The organism is Corynebacterium pseudopelargi (assembly GCF_003814005.1).
Lineage (GTDB): Bacteria > Actinomycetota > Actinomycetes > Mycobacteriales > Mycobacteriaceae > Corynebacterium > Corynebacterium pseudopelargi.
The window spans coordinates 155,162-171,721 of the sequence record NZ_CP033898.1 but is presented as its reverse complement, the minus strand read 5'-3'; the positions used below and the strand labels follow the sequence as shown (position 1 = coordinate 171,721).

Below are 16,560 nucleotides of genomic sequence, written 5' to 3'. Positions count from 1 at the left end.
ACCCTATTTTGGGGCTATTTTGTCTCGCTAATGTAACACCTCGGAAATCTAGGATTTTTGTTCTTTGAACTGGCTTAAGTCCAATTTTGGAGCCGAGAAAATGGCGTCTTGGGCAAGCGTATTGTTTTCTAGCACTAACGCCTTTCCATCAAGCGTAAAAGTGGCTGCCTCGCCGCCGCGATAATGAATCACCACGGTGCTTGGATCAATGCGCTGCACATCCTCCATCGAACCTAAAAGCAAAGGCTCTGGCTCAGTCACGATCTCACCGTGCTGGAAAAACACCACCGCTTTTCTAAAATCCGCCCCTGCAATGCCCGCCAGCACCGACCAACTTAAGGGCTCGCAGGCATCAAAGTGATCCTCGGTGATGGTGAAGTCGAAGGTGATCGAAGGATTGCTCGCAAGCGGCAAGGGGCGCACGCCCCAAAAAGGATTCCGCTGCGTGCTACACGCCGGCGCCTCAGAGGTAGAAGATGGAGAAGAAGAAGATGAGGCCACATCCGAAGTTTCTTGGGTGCCACAAGCAACAAGCAGCGCTGCGGCACAGATCAGGCCAAGATAGTTTTTCATTGCACTCCCGAACGACGACGCAGCGCAAACACCCAAGCGCGCACGGCAGGCGCACTCAAGGCAAGCACCACAAGAACCGAAAAGCCCACGCTAAGGTAGGCAAAAATGCCGGGGTGATCTGCAAGGCTAATGCGCCACATCTCCCCGATCGCGCCCACCGAGGCGATAATTAAAAAGATTAATCGTGCCCAACGTTTTCTGCGCACCGTCAGCACATACAGCACGACCTGCAGCACGGTAATACCAATGGCGCCAAGTGCACCCGAAAGCGCCGAGCGCACCTCAGGATCATCATGGACAAACACCAATAACCCCACGGCGAGCAGCAAAACTGCCAGCTTGCTGGCCACCGCCAAGCCCACAAAGCCAAGCTGCAGCGGCGGGATTTCCTTATCCAGCTTCTTATCCAGTTTTTGATTATCCAGGTGCACCAGCGTGCTGCTTTGGCCGGTATCAACACCGGCGTCTTTTGCACGTTGCGCAGCGCCGCTTAGATCGAGGATGGGCAGGTTGCCGTCGGTATGCACGGCATCGCCGCCGCCGTTTTTATCGTGATAGGCAGTGGAGAAATTCTCAATCACTTCCACGGCAGTGTCGGGATCTTCAAAGCGCACCGAGTTGATCACATAATCTCTTTCGGCATCTGTATTGGCATCAATTTTGTGGGTGATCTGCCAAGTAAGGGTAGAAAGCCCCACTGCCCTGTCATAGGTGCCAGCAGCAAGCCACTGCACCTTCTTTTCTCCGGGCAGCTCCCAGCCTTCAGGCACGCGCCAAAAGCGAATGTGGTGGCGCTGGGAGGCGTTGCCATCTACTTCTTGTTGGTAGGCAAAGTCGTGCTTGCGGCCAAAAAGGTAGAGATTCGATACCGGCGCCGCGGGATAGGAGGTGCGCTTGAGCGAGCTAAGAATGATGCCCAGCGAGGAACGCAGCGTAATGGGATCGGCTTTTACCCAATTGGCTCGGTGCATGGCGGCGTGAATATCCGCCTCCTTGCCGCGAAGCGCCAGGTTCACCGGATCTCCCAGCACACCGTCGCCGGTTTTCGTGCGCGCCATAAAATAATCGGGGATATACACCGTGGTAAAAAGCTGGTGCATTCGCGGCAGCGCCAGGTAGGTCAGGGTGAACCAAAACCCCAGCAGTAGCACGATGCTGCGCCAGGAAAACTCCAGGCCAGAAAGCAGCAGCAACACCACATACCAAAACACCAGCAGCAGACCAATGGCCACAAAGGTGCTATCGAGCAGCGCGTAGATCCTTCCTACGCTGGGCTTTTTGGGCGGCTGCAGGTGATAGGTGGGGTATTGCTTTGGTACGGGATAGGGGTTTTGCTTCACACCCTTAGTAAATCACGCCTTTTTAGCTTTTCGACGCGCGCACGCGCTGCATCAAAGCGCGCTCCTGCCTGCCGATCAGCGCGAAGAGCACCACGGTGAGCACGGCAAAGGCGATGAACACCATGAAGGTGACGTTCCATCCGAAGTGCTGCACCAGCACGCCCACACCGGTAGAGGCGAGCGTGGCGCCAAGCAGGTAGCCAAATAGGCCGGTAAAACCAGCAGCGGTGCCGGCCACATTGTGCGGCGATAGGTCGATGGCCTGCAGGCCGATGAGCATGACCGGACCATAGATGGTGCCGCCGATGAGCGCGACAAAGAAGATCAGCAGCCACATGGGAGTGCCCACAGGCAGCAGCCAGTACACGCCGATGCTCAGGCCCGCAGCGAGCATGAAGAGCATGCCGGCACCCGAGCGATAGCCTTTGAATACTTTGTCTGAAAGCACACCGCAGGCAATGGTGCCCACGATGCCAGCGAGCTCGAAGGCAGCAAAGCCCACAAGGCCCTTCGAAATTTCTGCGCCGTGTTTTTCGGCCAAAAACACGGTGACCCAGTTGAGCACGCCGTAGCGAAGCGCGTAAACAAAGACGTTCGCAATGGCCAGCATCACGATGGTCTTGTTGGTCAAAACGTGGCGGAATACTCGCTGCGAGGTGGTCAAGCCATCGTCGGCGGCTTCCACCTTGGCAGGATCTTGGCGGTATTCCTCGATTGGCGGCAGGCCTTGAGATTCTGGGGTGTCGCGCACCAAAAGGAAACCGATCAAGGCCACCAGGAGCGCCACGACGGCGGGAAGCCAGAATGCTACCTGCCATTGATCTGGGAACTGCGCCAAGCCCACGCCGACCAGCGCCGGTAGTGCTGCGCCGCCTACGTTGTGGGCGGTATTCCACAGCGAGGTAATAGAGCCGCGTTCATTGGTGGAATACCAGTGCACCAGCACTCGCCCGCACGGCGGCCAGCCCATGCCTTGGAACCAGCCGTTGATAAACATGGCGGTGGCAAAGATGCCTACTGATGCAGAAAGATAAGAGACATTGGCAATCAGCAGATTCATCACTGCCGAAAGTGCAAGGCCAAGCGGCATGAAGTAGCGCGCATTGGCCTGGTCGGAGATCATGGCCGAGAAGAATTTAGAAAGGCCATAGGCAAAAAGAACGGCGTTGGCGATAATGCCAACGCCTACTTTGTCAATGCCGGTGTCGTCGAGAAGCAGCGGTGCAATCAGCGAGACATTGTTGCGGATCAGGTAGAACCCGGCGTAACCGATGAAGATGCCAAAGAATACCTGGACGCGCAGGCGCGGGTAGCTCGCCTCGATGGCTTCTTTACTTTTGCGCGGGGCGGCAGGAGGGGCTGCCAGCCAACCTAGCTTCATGGTGTTCCTTTCAAAAGGAGAAGTTCGAACACCTCCGAAACTACTAGCGCAACCGTTTGCCACCTAGTTGATTTTGCTGCTCAATTAGCATTGTGGCTGCTCAGCAAAACGGCACTGTGAAGAAATTCTCAGTGCCGTTGCAAGCCTTGAACCTAGCTCAATTCCTCTTTGAGCTTGTTATCAAACATGCTCAGCGCCGAGGCGATAGCCATGTGCATATCCAAATACTGGTAGGTGCCAAGGCGCCCACCGAAGTACACGCGCTGCTGCGCAGTTTCTTGCTCCGCCAACTCGCGGTACTTCAGCAGCATCTCCCTATCATCAGGGGTGTTAATTGGGTAGTAGGGCTCGTCGCCTTCCTCGGCAAAGCGAGAGTATTCCTTCATAATCACCGTCTTGTCCTTCGGGTGACGATCTTCTCGCTCTGGGTGGAAGTGGCGGAACTCGTGGATGCGGGTATAGGGGTACTCGGCATCGTTGTAGTTCATCACCGGGGTGCCCTGGAAATCGCCGGTCGGCAGCACCTCAGTTTCAAAATCAAGGGTGCGCCAGCCCAGCTTGCCTTCGGAGTAATCAAAGTAGCGATCCAGCGGGCCGGTGTACACCACGGGCGCTTCGGGGCTTTGGGCGCGAAGTTCATCGCGAACCTCAAACCAATCGGTATCCAAACGCACCTCGATATTTTCATGCTCTGCCATACGCTCAAGCCAGGCGGCGTAGCCGTCGACAGGCAAGCCCTCGTAGGTGTCGTTGAAGTAGCGGTTATCAAAGTTATAGCGAACCGGCAGGCGGGTGATATTGCCTGCGGGCAGTTCCTTGGGGTCGGTCTGCCACTGCTTTGCGGTGTAATCGCGAATGAAGGCCTCGTAGAGGGGGCGGCCGATCAAAGAGATGGCTTTTTCTTCGAGGTTGGTGGCATCTTGGGCGTCGATCTCGCTGGCCTGCTCGGCAATCAAGGCGCGTGCCTCATCGGGCGAGTAGTAGCGGCCAAAGAATTGGTTGATCAGCCCAAGACCCATGGGGAATTGATAGGCGGTGCCGTTGTGCATGGCAAAGACGCGGTGCTGATAGCCGGTGAAATCGGTGAATTGGCGAACATAGTCCCACACCCTCTTATTAGAGGTATGGAACAGGTGGGCGCCATATTTATGGATCTCGATGCCAGTTTCTGGCTCTGCCTCGGAGTAGGCGTTGCCGCCTAGGTGGCTGCGGCGCTCGACAATGAGCACCTTCTTGCCAAGTTGGCTTGCTGCGCGTTCGGCGACGGTCAGGCCGAAGAGGCCAGAACCTACGACAATCAGATCATAAGAACTCATGTGGCTGAGCCTAGCAACCTTCGAGGCGTTTAAAGGCTTCAACACTTGAGGGCATTTGGGGGTGAGTATTGGGGCTAATTCACACTATTCACACGCGACACATGTGTCGCTATAGTTTCTTCTTTCACTTAGATGCTCTAGGCTATACACCAGTTACGTGACAATTCCCCCACAAGGAGAACTTCGTGCAGCAGCGACGCCGCCTCATTCCCGCCAAGAAGCGCCCAGTTATCGCGCTAGTATCTGCGCTGGCTGTGGCCGCTTCCGGCGTGGTTGGCCTTCAAGCCACCAACGTGATCAACACCGATGGCGAAGGCATCGCGCCGGTCACCGCAGCCGTTGATACAGAAAGCCTCGCCGAAGGCATCAACGTGGTCATCGACGACGCCGCCATCGCCGCCCAAGGTGGCGAAGGCCCACGCACCGTCAAAGAATTCCACCGCGATCAGACCTTCTCTCAGTTCGCAGTGACCTGGGAGGGCGAAAAGGACATCGCCGCGTTCGTGCGCGCCAAGCGCCCCGATGGCTCCTGGTCCGAGTGGTACGACACCGAGCCGATGAACTTTGGCAACGGCAGCTCCTCCAAGCGAGGCACCGACCTGATCTACATCGAGCCCACCAACACCGTGCAGGTGGCCATGAGCGGTGTAGAACTCATCGCAGAAACCGCCAAGACCGAGGTGAATAAGGCCGCCAAGGCAGCCGATAAGGCACAAAAGGAACTGCAAACCAACTACGGCAAGATCCAGCCGGTGGCAGAGACTACCTCGGCAGACGCCGTGGACGTGGTCTTTGTTGATGGCGGCAGCTCTACTCTGCCCGAAAACGGCATCAACCTCACCGCGGATACCGATGGCATGCCCAAGGTGATTTCGCGTAAGGGCTGGGGCGCAGATGAATCCATGCGCTGCCAGACACCGGAGTACTTCGATGGCGTAGCCGGACTCGTGGTGCACCACACCGCAGGTTCCAATAACTACTCCGAGGCTCAAGCACCCGGCATCGTGCGCGGCATCTACCAGTACCACGCACAAACCCTTGGCTGGTGCGATATCGGATACCAGTCGCTGGCAGATAAGTACGGCAACCTCTACGAGGGCCGCTACGGCGGGCTGAACAAGGACGTCTGGGGCGCACACGCAGGTGGCTTCAATGAGAACACCTGGGCTGTGTCCATGATGGGCAACTACGAAGCCGTGGCTCCCTCCGCCCCGATGCTCAAGGCCGTGGGCGATATCCTCGGCTGGCGCGCAGCCGTGGCACACCTGAACCCCACCGGCTCCGGCGTGCACACCTCTGAGGGCACCACCTACTCCAAGTACGCCTATGGCCAGCAGGTAACGCTGCCGAATATCTTCGCGCACCGCGATGTTGGCACCACCACCTGCCCCGGCACCGCAGGCTATGCATCCATGGGCACGATCCGCTCCATTGCTAAGAAGAAGTACGAGGAGATCAACTCCGGCAAGAGCCGCACCGATCTAGCCTCCGAGGCCACCAAGGTTGCCGAGGCAGTAGCACCCGGCGCGAGCGATACCAAGGCTGAAGAAAAGAAGACTCAAAGCCCCAAGGCCGAGAGCACCACTACCCCAAAAGCAGCCAAGACCAGCGATAACGCCCCTGCCCCCAAGCCTGCTGCAGAGCGCACCGCCTCGGTGAACTCCACCGCAAGCGCTGAGGATTACCTGCGTTCCCTTTCCGCAATGAGCCCCGAGCAGGCACTGAACTCCCTGCTTGGCCTGGCTTTGGACCTCAAGGAAGGCAACCAGCCAAAGAACTTCGACCTGGCTACCCTTGGCAACGTCAAGATCGCTGAAGGCTTGAAGCTTTCCGACGTCCCCGCGATCGTCGAAAAGCTCGTGAAAGCATCGGATAACGATGAGATTGCCAAGGCCTGGAAGAACATCCAAGCCCAGGTAGGCCCCGTGCTTGGCAACCCACGCTCCGGCACCACCAAGTACACCGCCAAAACCGGCGAGGACGTCACCTATGCACTCTTTGACAAGGGCATCATCGTCTCCTCCCCCGAAACCGGCGCACAGGCACTGTGGGGCATGATCGGCGATGCATGGGCAGCCCAGGGCTTCGATGCAGGCCCGCTCGGATTGCCGGTGAACATGGAACACCGCGTAGAAGGTGGCCTGATCCGCGTTGATTTCCAACACGGCTACATCACCTTCGACCCCGCAACCGGTGCAGTGGATATTCAGACTAACTAAAGATCCGCTCGATCACCCGAGCTACACCAAAATCATCATTGGCGGCCGTTACCTCATCGGCCGCCTTTTTCACGTCCGGATGCGCATTCGCCATGGCCACACCGTGGCCTGCCCACTGCAACATCTCAATATCATTAGGCATATCGCCAAAAGCCAAGACCTGCTCGCGGCTCACACCAAGATCGGCCGCCAAAACCTGCAACGCGCGAGCCTTGACCACACCAGGGGCAGATACCTCAAGCAAGCCGCCATCATAAGAAAAGGTGATATGCGCAAGATCCTTGGGCACCACCGGCGCCAAGAGCTCGTGCATCCTGGCCGCCGAAAGCTGCTCAGAACGCAGCAGCAGCTTCATCGCAGGCTTGGATAAAAGCTCCGCTTCTTCTACACAGCCGTGTTCGGTGCTATCCCAGGCGTGGATGTACTCAGGGGTGACCACAAAAAGCTCATCGGGCTGCTCAAAGGCGGAAGCCCCAACGCGCTCCACGGCAGTGCTGCAGCCGCCGGGCAATACTTCCCGCGCCGTGCGAACCACGCTGCGCATGGCCTCACAGCTTAAGTTCTTTGCCTCGATCACCCGATCCGCGGCGGAATCATATAACACCGCACCATTGGCGCACACGCACACAGGCCGGATGGGCAATTGCTCAAGCACCGGGAAAATCCACCGCGGCGGGCGCCCAGTGGCAAGGGCAAACTGCGCTTTGCCATCCAGCAAACCAATAGCCTTACGCAAGCGCGAAGACACCCGCTCATTGGAATCGAGCAAGGTGCCGTCAATATCGCTTACAACCAGTGCGGGAATCATGGTTGCGGCTTCGATGGTTCGAGCTTGACCGGGCCAAAAGCTTGCTCGTAGTCGTGGCGGACTTCTGCAAGCAAGGTTTCCATCGCATCGCGCAAACGCTGCGTGGCGGCGTCTACATCACCAGAGGCATCAATGGGTTCGCCCACCTTCATCCAAATGGGGAAACGATGCCTGCCCATCTTCTTTTTATGGCCCTTCGTCCACAACTGCTGCGCACCCCACATGGCCATGGGGATCAGCGGGGCATCGGCTGCTTGAGCAATGCGCACCGCACCGGATTTGAGCTGCCCAAGCTCAAAATCTCTAGAGATGGTCCCTTCTGGGAAAATGCCCACCAATTGGCCACTTTCTAACCTGCGCACGGCCTCTTCAAGCGATGCCGCCCCGGCTGCTCGATCCACGCGAATATGCTTCATCGCGCGCATGAGCATGCCCACGCCCTTGACCTCGAAGATCTCCCGCTTCGTCATAAACCGCACCAGGCGTTTCGCGCGCAGGCGAGCAGGAATACCAGCATAAATAAAGTCCATATAGCTGGTGTGATTGCAGGCAATCAGCCCAGGGCCATCGGCGGGGATATGTTCTGCACCCTGGATGGTGATCTGCAGACCCTGAGCCTTCATCACCCCTTTAATCGCGGGAATGATGAGCCTGGAATAGACCAGCTCATTTGCCTCCGCATGTTTGGGCGCAGGTTCAAGGCCTGCTTCGACTCGGAAACCCTCTTTGCTGGTCCACTCCATGAGCTTTTACTTCCCCTTCGGTTCCAACACATCCTTGCCAACGAAGGGGCGCAGTGCCTCGGGCACAACCACGCTTCCATCAGCCTGCTGATTATTTTCCAAGATAGCCACCAACCAACGAGTAGTAGCCAAGGTGCCATTCAGGGTGGCACAGGTTTGAGCCTTGCCCTGCTCATCCCGGTAACGAGTGTGCAGACGGCGAGCCTGGAAGGTGGTGCAATTCGAGGTGGAGGTGAGCTCGCGATAGGTCTGCTGCGTAGGCACCCAAGCCTCGGTATCAAATTTGCGGGCAGCCGAGGAACCAAGATCGCCACCGGCAACATCGATAACGCGATAAGGCACCTCTACGGCAGCCAACATTTCGCGTTCCATATCCAAGAGGGCTTGGTGCTGCTGCGCGGCCTCTTCGGGCTTGCAGTAAACAAACATTTCAAGCTTGTCAAACTGATGCACGCGCAAAATACCGCGGGTGTCTTTGCCATAAGAACCGGCCTCGCGGCGGAAACAGCTCGACCAACCGGCATAGCGCACAGGGCCATCGCTGAGATCAATGATCTCGTCTTGGTGATACCCCGCCAAGGCCACCTCAGAGGTGCCCACTAAGTACAGCTCATCGCGCTCAAGGTAATAAATCTCTTCGGCATGAGCCCCTAAGAAACCAGTACCCTGCATCACCTCGGGGCGAACCAACACCGGCGGGATCATGAGCTGGAAGCCACGGGCCCTAGCCTTTTGGGCAGCGAGGGTAAGCATGCCCAATTGCAGCATCGCACCATCGCCGGTGAGGTAATAAAAGCGCGCACCAGAAACTTTGGTGCCGCGTTTCATATCAATCAAACCAAGCGATTCACCCAATTCCAGGTGATCTTTGGGCTCAAAGTCGAACTCCGGCGGGGTGCCAACATGCTCAAGCACCACGAAATCTTCCTCGCCGCCGGCGGGCGCGCCTTCTACAACATTGCTCAAGCGCATCTGCGCTTCGAACACTTCAGCCTCGGCGCGCTTTTGCGCTTCTTCAGCCTGCTTGACCTTGGCTTTAAGCTCATTGGAGCCTTCCAGAAGCTTGGGGCGATCCTCCGGCGAGGCCTGGCCGATCTTCTTGCCAAAGGCCTTTTGCTCAGAACGCAACGCATCGGCTTCTTGGATAGCGCTACGGCGGGCATCGTCGGCTTGTAGCAATGCATCTACTAAAGCCGGATCCTCCCCGCGGTTTCGCTGAGATTCTCGGACAACGTCGGGGTGTTCGCGCAGGAATTTCAGATCAATCACGCCTTCAACCCTACCGCGTGGCATGATGGAAGCCACTATGAAGCAATCGTGGCGATCCGCATCCGCAGCACGCGCATTACTCGTGGGCGCTTTGATCGCAGCCGCCGGTATCGGCGCCTACGAAGCCAATGTTGAAAGCACCCCCCAGCGCAGTGACGACAGTACCCAGGTGGCGTCGTTTAGCACCGCCGATGTTGGCTCCTGTTTGACCTGGACAGATAAAGACGGTGCCATCACCGATTTCGAGCAAACAGATTGCGCAGGCCCGCACCGCTTTGAGGTTTCGAGCAGAGAAAACCTCGCCAGCTACCCCTCGGCGGAATTCGGTGAAGACGCCCCCATGCCGGATCTTGCCCGCCAAGCACAATTGCGCGAGGAGCTCTGCTTTAACCCCACCGTTGCCTACCTCGGCGGCACCTTCGACCTCAACGGCAAATACTCCATTGCCCCCATCTTGCCGCCCGAAGAGGCCTGGAACCGCGGCGATCGCACCTTATTGTGCGGCCTGCAAAGCACCGATGATGAAGGCAATGTGATGAACACCAGTGGCAAAGCCGCTGAGCAGGATCAATCCAATGTTTTTGCCGTTGGTGATTGCGTTGCCACCGATGCCGCAGGCGGTGCCCACACCGTGCAGTGCTCGGCTCCGCACCAGCTTGAGATCACCTCGGTGGTGGATTTGCAGCCCGTATTCCCAGATCGGGTGCCCAGCCAGGAAGATCAGGATAAGCACTTGCGCACAGTTTGCACGCAGGCTGCACGCGATTACCTCGGCGGGGATGATCGCCTCTATGAATCCACCCTGCAGCCCTTCTGGACCACGGTGCCTTCAAGTTCCTGGCTCGCGGGCTCGCATAGCGCCAATTGCGCGCTGGTGTTTGGAGATCAAGGCAAGTTCGCAGCGCTTGAGGGAACGGCCAAGGAGCAGTTCACCATCAACGGCCAAAAGCCAGCCCCAAGGCCCAAGCGCTCGCCCATCGTAAACCCCGATGAGCTGCAGAAAGTGGAGCAATAAGGTGGTTACGGACGAGGAGTTTGAAACGCTTGTCGACGAAGCCCTGGCCCAAATCCCCACTCATATCACCGACCGGGTGCGCAATTTGGCCGTGCTGATTGAAGATGCCCACCCCGACTCCACCGGGATTCTGGGGCTCTACCAGGGAGTTCCCTTAACCGAGCGCACCTTCGATCACACCGGCTTCTTGCCCGATACCATCACCATTTATCGGAATTCGCTGAAAGACTACTGCTCCACTCCCGAGGAGTTGGTTGAGCAGATCCGCATTACGGTGCTGCACGAAATTGGCCACTACTTTGGCATGGATCACGAGCAGATGCACCGGTTAGGTATTGCCTAAGCCGCTAGAAGCAGCCCTTATAACCAGCGATCCACCCACCAGCGGCAGCGCCATTGATCGTCTAAAACGATGGCGGTGGAGTTTAATACCGGCACATCACGGATCAGTGTTGGCGGCACTGCAGCAAGATAGGCGCCAAGAATCCGCATCACCCCACCGTGGCATACCACCAGCACATCGCCATCCTGGCCGGCAAGCCCCTCAAGCACTGGCACCATTCGGTCTAATACGTCTTGGGCCGATTCCCCACCGGGGATCCTGGCCTGGGCATCGCCGCTGATCCAGGAGCGCATGACGTTGGCCAGCATGTGGTGGGCTTGTTCAGAAGTAGCATCTTCAAAATCCCCGGCATCCACCTCATGTAACCCGGGCAGCACATCCAGTGCGAGCTTGCGCCCGGTTGCCTCGGCAAAACCCTCGGCACCGGCAACCAGGCTTTGCTGCGCACGAATGGCAATGGAGCTTACCCCCAGGCTGAGCTTAGGGCAGAGTGTGGCCAGGGTGTGCCCGGCGGCGTGCGCGCCCACGCGGCCTTCGGGTGTGAGTTCTGCACCGGGTGGCCGCGTATCAAGCCGGCGTGCGATATTGCCGTAGGTTTCGCCGTGGCGCAGCAGCACAATATTGCCCACTTACTTACCCTCCTTCATTGCTTCCAACCACTTTCGAGAGGCTTCCAGGGCGGTCGCGCTATAGGTCTGCGGCATGGCCTCTAGCCCTTCTGCAGGCCAAGAACCTAAGAAGGTAAGCGTCTCACTTGCCAAATATAGTGCCCTTAATGCCTCAGAAACTGGCTGGTCATTGATATGGCCGAGGATATCCACGTGGAAGCGATAGGTGCCCAGGCCGTGTCGGGTGGGTCGGGATTCAATGCGCGTTAAATCCACTCCCCTCATGGCAAATTCTCCCAGGGCAGATACCAAAGAGCCGGGCTTATTGTGCAGGGTGAACATCACGCTTGAACGATCCTTGCCGGTGGGCGCACACGGTGCGCCTCGCCTGCCTACTAACACGAAGCGGGTTCGCGCATCGGGTACGTCGGCCACATGCTCGGCTACCACTTGCAGCCCATACACTTTGGCGGCATGGGCTGGGGCTGCGGCGAGATCCACGTGGCCTTCTGCAACGGCTTGGGCTGCTGCGGCATTGGAACTAGCGGCCACAAATTCAATGCCCGGCGCGTGGGCATCGAGGTATTGCCGGATCTGCTGATAGGCCACCGGGTGTGTGCTGATCTTTGTTGCCTGCTCAAGGGAGATCCCTTTGCTCATGAGGGCAAATTCAATTGTGAGGTCGAGCTCTGCATAGATCTGCACCCCATCGGCTTCGGCCAAAGCATCAAAGGTGGGGGTCACTGGCCCGTCGACGGAGTTTTCGATGGCCACGCAGGCTAAGTCCACGTGCTTTTGGCGCACCCAGTGCACTGCTTCGCGCGGATTGGCGGCAGGAACTGCTTGTGCTGCGGCATCGACTACTCCGCGGCGTTGGAACTCATGCAGCGCAGCCTCGGTAAAGGTTCCCTGTGGGCCTAAAAACGCGATCCTCATAAGGCTAACTAGTACCATGATCGCATGCATCAAGACGTGGAAACGCTCGCCCAGGCCGTGGCCACCATGGACCCGAGCGAACACGGTTTTGCCTATTTTGATTCAGAAGCCGCGCACCGCCAGGTGGGAGCACTTGGCGATCTCAGCGGTTGGATCATCCCCGCCAAGGACCTTTCAGATGTCAAGGGCATGCCCACGACCTTTGGCAATGTCTCTCGTAGCCGTATCGCCACCGAGACGGACCCTTTTCTCGCGGCTCTGCAAGCCCGCGGCGCCATCATTCCTGGAAAAACGCTTACCTGCGAGATGGGTTTGAGCGCCTATACAGAGCCGGTGGGCCAGCCCGCCCCGGTTTCTCCGAGTGGTGCTACCCCAGGCGGTTCTTCTGGAGGTGCCGCGGTGGCGGTGGCCAGGGGTTTGGTGCGTGCGGCGCATGGCTCTGATGGCGGCGGTTCCATCCGAATCCCCGCGGCCTGCTGCAATATCATCGGTTTTAAACCACCCCACAACACCCGGCGCGCCAACCCCGTTGCCCAGGGCTTTTTAACTTCTTCGCTTGCCGACGTCCACCGTTTGTATCGCATCGCGCCCCAAGCGGCACAACGCCAACGCATTGGGGTGTTGCTTGAACCGGTGCACGCTGAGGTGACCGTAGCCGAACACATGCTTACAGCCGTTGATCATGCGGCCTCTCACCTTGCTGCTTTAGGCCACGAGGTGCAGTTGGTGGGTAGGCCTTATGGCGATGCTCCTTTCCAGGCCTTTGCCGATATTTTGGCCCTGCGTTCGAGCAATATCCCCGGCGATGCCTCACCCCTGGTGCAGTGGTTGCGTGAGCGCGGCACGCATATTTCTTCGCAGCGCGCCCAGGTGGCCACCGCGGAATTCCTCAGCGTGCATGAGCAACTGCTCGCTGCCTGGAATATTGATATTTTGCTCACCCCAACCATTGCCTTTGATCCCCCACCGCTTGGGTATTTTTCTTCGATGGCACCCGAGGAGGATTTCCACGCCCAAACCCAGTGGACCCCCTGGGCCACGATGTGCAATATGGCTGGCATTGGCGCTATTGCACTGCCGGGCAAGGGGGCATCAATCCATCTTGCTGCCATTCGCGCAAGCATTCCGCAATTGCTCGCCGTTGCGGCTCAAGCTGCCCAGAGCTCAGCGCGCAGCTAAGTCGCTACTACGCTAGAGCTATGGATTATGTCTACGACGCCGACGGCAAGCCGATCCGCGACCGTTATGGTCGCCCGGTTCGCCGGCGCCAAGAGGGCTTCCGTATTGATCCGGATCGTTTAGAAAAAGCACGCCGCGCCAGGCAGCAGGCCGGTGGTGATGCCGCAGCCAAGCAAGCGCCCAAGCGGCCACCGCGGCGCAGCGAACCGCGCCAGCAGGCTCCGCAGCCTCCGCAGCAGCAGATGCCGCGCCAACAGCCTCCCCGGCAGCAGTATGTGGCGCCGAGTCAGTTTCAGCCACGCCAGGAGTACCGTCGCCCCGAGCCGGTGCAGGTTTCACCCTCGATTGCTCAACCGGCACCAAAGCGCGCTGCTCCTGCCCGCCAAAAGCCGCGGCGTCGCCTGGGGTGTTTGGGCACCCTTCGCCGGATCGTCGCTGTGGTGTTGGTGTTGATCGTTCTTGGTGGCTTGTGGGTAGATACCAAGCTCAACCGCATCGATGCGCAACCTCCGCAGCACATTGCTAATACTGCGGGCACGAACTGGCTGTTGGTGGGTTCGGATTCTCGTAACGATCTTTCAGAAGAAGACGTGCAGCGTTTAGGCACCGGTGGCGATATCGGTTCCATGCGTACTGACACCATCATGTTGTTGCACCTGCCCACCTTTGGCAAAGCCACCTTGTTGTCCATCCCTCGCGATTCCTATGTGAATATCCCTGGCTATGGCATGGACAAGATCAATGCGGCCTTCTCTTTGGGCGGTGCGCCGCTGCTGGAGCAAACGGTAGAAGAGTCCACCGGTTTGCGCATTGATCACTATGCCGAAATCGGCATGGGTGGTTTGGCCAATGTGGTAGATGCCGCAGGTGGTATTGAGGTTTGCCCGCCTGAGCCTATCGACGATCCACTGGCCAACCTCAATATCCAGGCTGGCTGCCAGAAGGTGGATGGCCCTACGGCCTTGGGCTATGTGCGTACCCGTGCTACCTCGATGGGTGATTTGGATAGGGTGCAACGGCAGCGTGAGTTTTTCACCGCGCTGGTAAATAAGCTCACTTCTCCTTCTACCTTTTTAAACCCCTTCCGTGTCCTGCCCACCATCTCTACTGTGGCCGGAGCTTTTACGGTGGATAAGAAAGACCATGTGTGGCACTTGGCCAGGGTGGGTCTTGCTATGCACTCTGGAATTGAAACAACCACGGTGCCCGTCGGCGGTTTTGCCGATACTGATGTGGGCAACGTGGTGTTGTGGGATGAGCCTGCAGCACAGGAGCTTTTTAATTCTCTTCGTTAACGGTGCTGACCACGGCACCATTGGGGAGGTTGCGTTCGCGCATGATGCGCTTGCGCTCCACCCAGAAGTCGGCGTTGCGGATACCCAGTGCCTCTGGATCAAAGTCGGGTTCAAGCCCGGCTTTCTTTTGTTTGCGGTAATCCCAGAGGCATTTTTGTGCAGGTACTTGGATAATCAGAATTGCGATCACGTTGAGCCAGGCGGTGGCACCTGCGCCGATATCGCCAAGCGCCCATGCGGCACCGGGGGTGGTGGTGGCGCCAACGATCACCGAGATGATCACCAGGATGCGCATAACGAAGATGATCGCCTTGCGGGCCTTGGAGTTTTTCACCCAGCGGTTGAGGTAGGCGGCATTGGTTTCTGCCAGGTAGTAGTAGGCAAGCACCGTGGTGAAGGCAAAGAAGAGAATCGCCAGCGCCACGAAGCTTGGTCCAATACCTGCTGCGAAGGTATCTAGGCCGGATTGCACAAAGCCAGGGCCTACCGGCACGCCTTCTGGCAGTGCGCCTTGGTATCGCACGGCACCGTCTTCGGCGCCACCTTCAAACACCTTGTACATGTCGGTGGAGATGATGATGAAGGCGGTAGCCGAGCACACAAAGAGCGTGTCTACATACACAGCGAAAGACTGCACAAAGCCCTGCTTGGCGGGGTGAGAAACCTCGGCGGCGGCAGCAGGCTGCGGGCCGAAGCCCTGGCCGGCCTCATTGGAGTACAGGCCGCGCTTCACGCCCCACAAGATGGCCATGCCCAAGAAGCCGGAGAAGGCGGCCTCGTGGTCGAAGGCGGAGTTAAAGATCAAGCCGAACACGTGCGGGATTTGGTCATAGTTTTTAAAAAGGATGACCAAGGCGGTGACGATGTAGATGGCGGCCATAAAAGGCACGACCATAGATGCGAAGGTGGCGATGCGCTTCACGCCACCGAAGATGATCACGGCCAGGCCGATAGCGAGGATGGCGGCGGTGATTTTCGGATCAATATTCCAGGCGTTTTCTACGGCAGCAGAGACGCCATTGGCCTGCACGCCCGGCATGAAGTAGCTGGTAGATACGATGATCACGACGGCCAAGATCAAGGCATAGACCAGCATGAAGGGCGCGGCCTTGGTGTGCTTATAGGCCTTTTCCACGTAGTAGGCAGGTCCGCCGCGGTATTCGCCGGTATCGCGGTCTTGCTCTTTAAAGATCTGGCCTAAGGTGCACTCAATATAGGAGGTGGCAGAGCCAAGCAGCGCCACGGCCCACATCCAGAACACAGCACCTGGTCCGCCGAAGGCGATCGCGGTGGCTACGCCGGCGATATTGCCCACGCCCACGCGCCCTGCCAGCGACATCATCAAAGACTGAAACGACGAGACGCCGTTTTCAGACTTCTCGCCGTGCCGAATTTGCCGCATCATGTCTGGGATGCAGCGGATCTGCATAAAACCGGTGCTGATGGTGAAGTACGCACCAGCGCCGAGCAAAAGGAAGATGAGTCCTTTGGACCACACAAGCCCGTTGAGGGCATCAATGAAATCCGCCATGCGC

15 protein-coding genes are annotated in these 16,560 nt (G+C 58.0%); 5 read left to right on the top strand and 10 right to left on the bottom strand.

What is annotated here, in order from left to right:
- Positions 1–48 precede the first annotated feature (48 nt).
- From CPPEL_RS00830 to glf, 4 genes are all read right to left on the bottom strand, one after another.
- Positions 49–573, bottom strand: coding sequence for an LppP/LprE family lipoprotein (locus tag CPPEL_RS00830; RefSeq protein ID WP_123959253.1), 525 nt, complete (start codon positions 571–573; stop codon positions 49–51).
- Positions 570–1,913, bottom strand: coding sequence for an LssY C-terminal domain-containing protein (locus CPPEL_RS00825; protein ID WP_206608935.1), 1,344 nt, complete (start codon positions 1,911–1,913; stop codon positions 570–572). Before CPPEL_RS00825 ends, CPPEL_RS00830 begins: the two co-directional genes overlap by 4 nt.
- 22 nt (positions 1,914–1,935) lie before the next feature.
- Entirely contained in the window at positions 1,936–3,294 is a 1,359-nt protein-coding gene (locus CPPEL_RS00820) for an MFS transporter (protein ID WP_123959251.1), read from the bottom strand.
- Positions 3,295–3,446: 152 nt separating this feature from the next.
- Positions 3,447–4,610, bottom strand: coding sequence for a UDP-galactopyranose mutase (gene glf, locus CPPEL_RS00815; protein WP_123959249.1), 1,164 nt, complete (start codon positions 4,608–4,610; stop codon positions 3,447–3,449).
- Between the two features lie 185 nt (positions 4,611–4,795).
- On the opposite strand from glf, the gene CPPEL_RS00810 reads away from it, so the two are divergent.
- On the top strand, positions 4,796–6,829 hold the full coding sequence (locus tag CPPEL_RS00810; RefSeq protein WP_123959247.1) for an N-acetylmuramoyl-L-alanine amidase: 2,034 nt from the start codon (positions 4,796–4,798) through the stop codon (positions 6,827–6,829).
- On the opposite strand, the gene CPPEL_RS00805 is transcribed toward CPPEL_RS00810, so the two are convergent.
- The 3 genes from CPPEL_RS00805 to serS are packed head-to-tail and all read right to left on the bottom strand — an operon-like array spanning position 6,822 to position 9,649.
- Positions 6,822–7,637, bottom strand: a complete 816-nt coding sequence (locus tag CPPEL_RS00805) for an HAD family hydrolase (RefSeq protein WP_123959245.1) — start codon at positions 7,635–7,637, stop codon at positions 6,822–6,824. The genes CPPEL_RS00810 and CPPEL_RS00805 overlap by 8 nt on opposite strands.
- Positions 7,634–8,380, bottom strand: a complete 747-nt coding sequence (locus CPPEL_RS00800) for a lysophospholipid acyltransferase family protein (RefSeq protein ID WP_123959243.1) — start codon at positions 8,378–8,380, stop codon at positions 7,634–7,636. The genes CPPEL_RS00805 and CPPEL_RS00800 overlap by 4 nt, the downstream gene beginning before the upstream one ends.
- Before the next feature lie 6 nt (positions 8,381–8,386).
- Complete coding sequence (serS, locus tag CPPEL_RS00795; RefSeq protein WP_123961176.1) at positions 8,387–9,649, bottom strand: serine--tRNA ligase; 1,263 nt, start codon at positions 9,647–9,649, stop codon at positions 8,387–8,389.
- 37 nt (positions 9,650–9,686) lie between these two features.
- On the opposite strand from serS, the gene CPPEL_RS00790 reads away from it, so the two are divergent.
- Positions 9,687–10,664, top strand: coding sequence for a septum formation family protein (locus CPPEL_RS00790; RefSeq protein ID WP_123959241.1), 978 nt, complete (start codon positions 9,687–9,689; stop codon positions 10,662–10,664).
- Positions 10,639–11,007, top strand: coding sequence for a metallopeptidase family protein (locus CPPEL_RS00785; RefSeq protein ID WP_123959240.1), 369 nt, complete (start codon positions 10,639–10,641; stop codon positions 11,005–11,007). The genes CPPEL_RS00790 and CPPEL_RS00785 overlap by 26 nt, the downstream gene beginning before the upstream one ends.
- Before the next feature lie 17 nt (positions 11,008–11,024).
- Here CPPEL_RS00785 and CPPEL_RS00780 read toward each other — a convergent pair whose 3' ends face one another.
- The gene (locus CPPEL_RS00780) at positions 11,025–11,636 is read right to left on the bottom strand and encodes a histidine phosphatase family protein (RefSeq protein WP_123959239.1); all 612 of its coding nucleotides are present in this window, start codon (positions 11,634–11,636) and stop codon (positions 11,025–11,027) included.
- Complete coding sequence (gene pheA, locus CPPEL_RS00775) at positions 11,637–12,551, bottom strand: prephenate dehydratase (protein ID WP_123959238.1); 915 nt, start codon at positions 12,549–12,551, stop codon at positions 11,637–11,639.
- A gap of 24 nt (positions 12,552–12,575) precedes the next feature.
- Here pheA and CPPEL_RS00770 point away from each other — a divergent pair, with 24 nt between their 5' ends.
- Together CPPEL_RS00770 and CPPEL_RS00765 are read left to right on the top strand one after the other, a co-directional pair.
- Complete coding sequence (locus tag CPPEL_RS00770; protein WP_123959237.1) at positions 12,576–13,730, top strand: amidase; 1,155 nt, start codon at positions 12,576–12,578, stop codon at positions 13,728–13,730.
- A gap of 20 nt (positions 13,731–13,750) precedes the next feature.
- The gene (locus CPPEL_RS00765; protein ID WP_123959236.1) at positions 13,751–15,025 is read left to right on the top strand and encodes an LCP family protein; all 1,275 of its coding nucleotides are present in this window, start codon (positions 13,751–13,753) and stop codon (positions 15,023–15,025) included.
- Here CPPEL_RS00765 and CPPEL_RS00760 read toward each other — a convergent pair.
- Positions 15,009–16,556: an alanine/glycine:cation symporter family protein gene (locus CPPEL_RS00760; protein WP_123959235.1), complete on the bottom strand. Its 1,548-nt coding sequence runs from the start codon at positions 16,554–16,556 to the stop codon at positions 15,009–15,011. The genes CPPEL_RS00765 and CPPEL_RS00760 overlap by 17 nt on opposite strands.
- Positions 16,557–16,560: the final 4 nt, after the last annotated feature.

Bases quoted from the DNA above. Each gene is read 5' to 3' on its own strand.
- CPPEL_RS00830 (WP_123959253.1), bottom strand. From the start codon at position 573: ATGAAAAACTATCTTGGCCTGATCTGTGCCGCAGCGCTGCTTGTTGCT.
- CPPEL_RS00820 (WP_123959251.1), bottom strand. From the start codon at position 3,294: ATGAAGCTAGGTTGGCTGGCAGCCCCTCCTGCCGCCCCGCGCAAAAGT.
- glf (WP_123959249.1), bottom strand. From the start codon at position 4,610: ATGAGTTCTTATGATCTGATTGTCGTAGGTTCTGGCCTCTTCGGCCTG.
- CPPEL_RS00805 (WP_123959245.1), bottom strand. From the start codon at position 7,637: ATGATTCCCGCACTGGTTGTAAGCGATATTGACGGCACCTTGCTCGAT.
- CPPEL_RS00800 (WP_123959243.1), bottom strand. From the start codon at position 8,380: ATGGAGTGGACCAGCAAAGAGGGTTTCCGAGTCGAAGCAGGCCTTGAA.
- CPPEL_RS00790 (WP_123959241.1), top strand. From the start codon at position 9,687: ATGAAGCAATCGTGGCGATCCGCATCCGCAGCACGCGCATTACTCGTG.
- CPPEL_RS00785 (WP_123959240.1), top strand. From the start codon at position 10,639: ATGAGCTGCAGAAAGTGGAGCAATAAGGTGGTTACGGACGAGGAGTTT.
- pheA (WP_123959238.1), bottom strand. From the start codon at position 12,551: ATGAGGATCGCGTTTTTAGGCCCACAGGGAACCTTTACCGAGGCTGCG.
- CPPEL_RS00770 (WP_123959237.1), top strand. From the start codon at position 12,576: ATGCATCAAGACGTGGAAACGCTCGCCCAGGCCGTGGCCACCATGGAC.
- CPPEL_RS00765 (WP_123959236.1), top strand. From the start codon at position 13,751: ATGGATTATGTCTACGACGCCGACGGCAAGCCGATCCGCGACCGTTAT.
- CPPEL_RS00760 (WP_123959235.1), bottom strand. From the start codon at position 16,556: ATGGCGGATTTCATTGATGCCCTCAACGGGCTTGTGTGGTCCAAAGGA.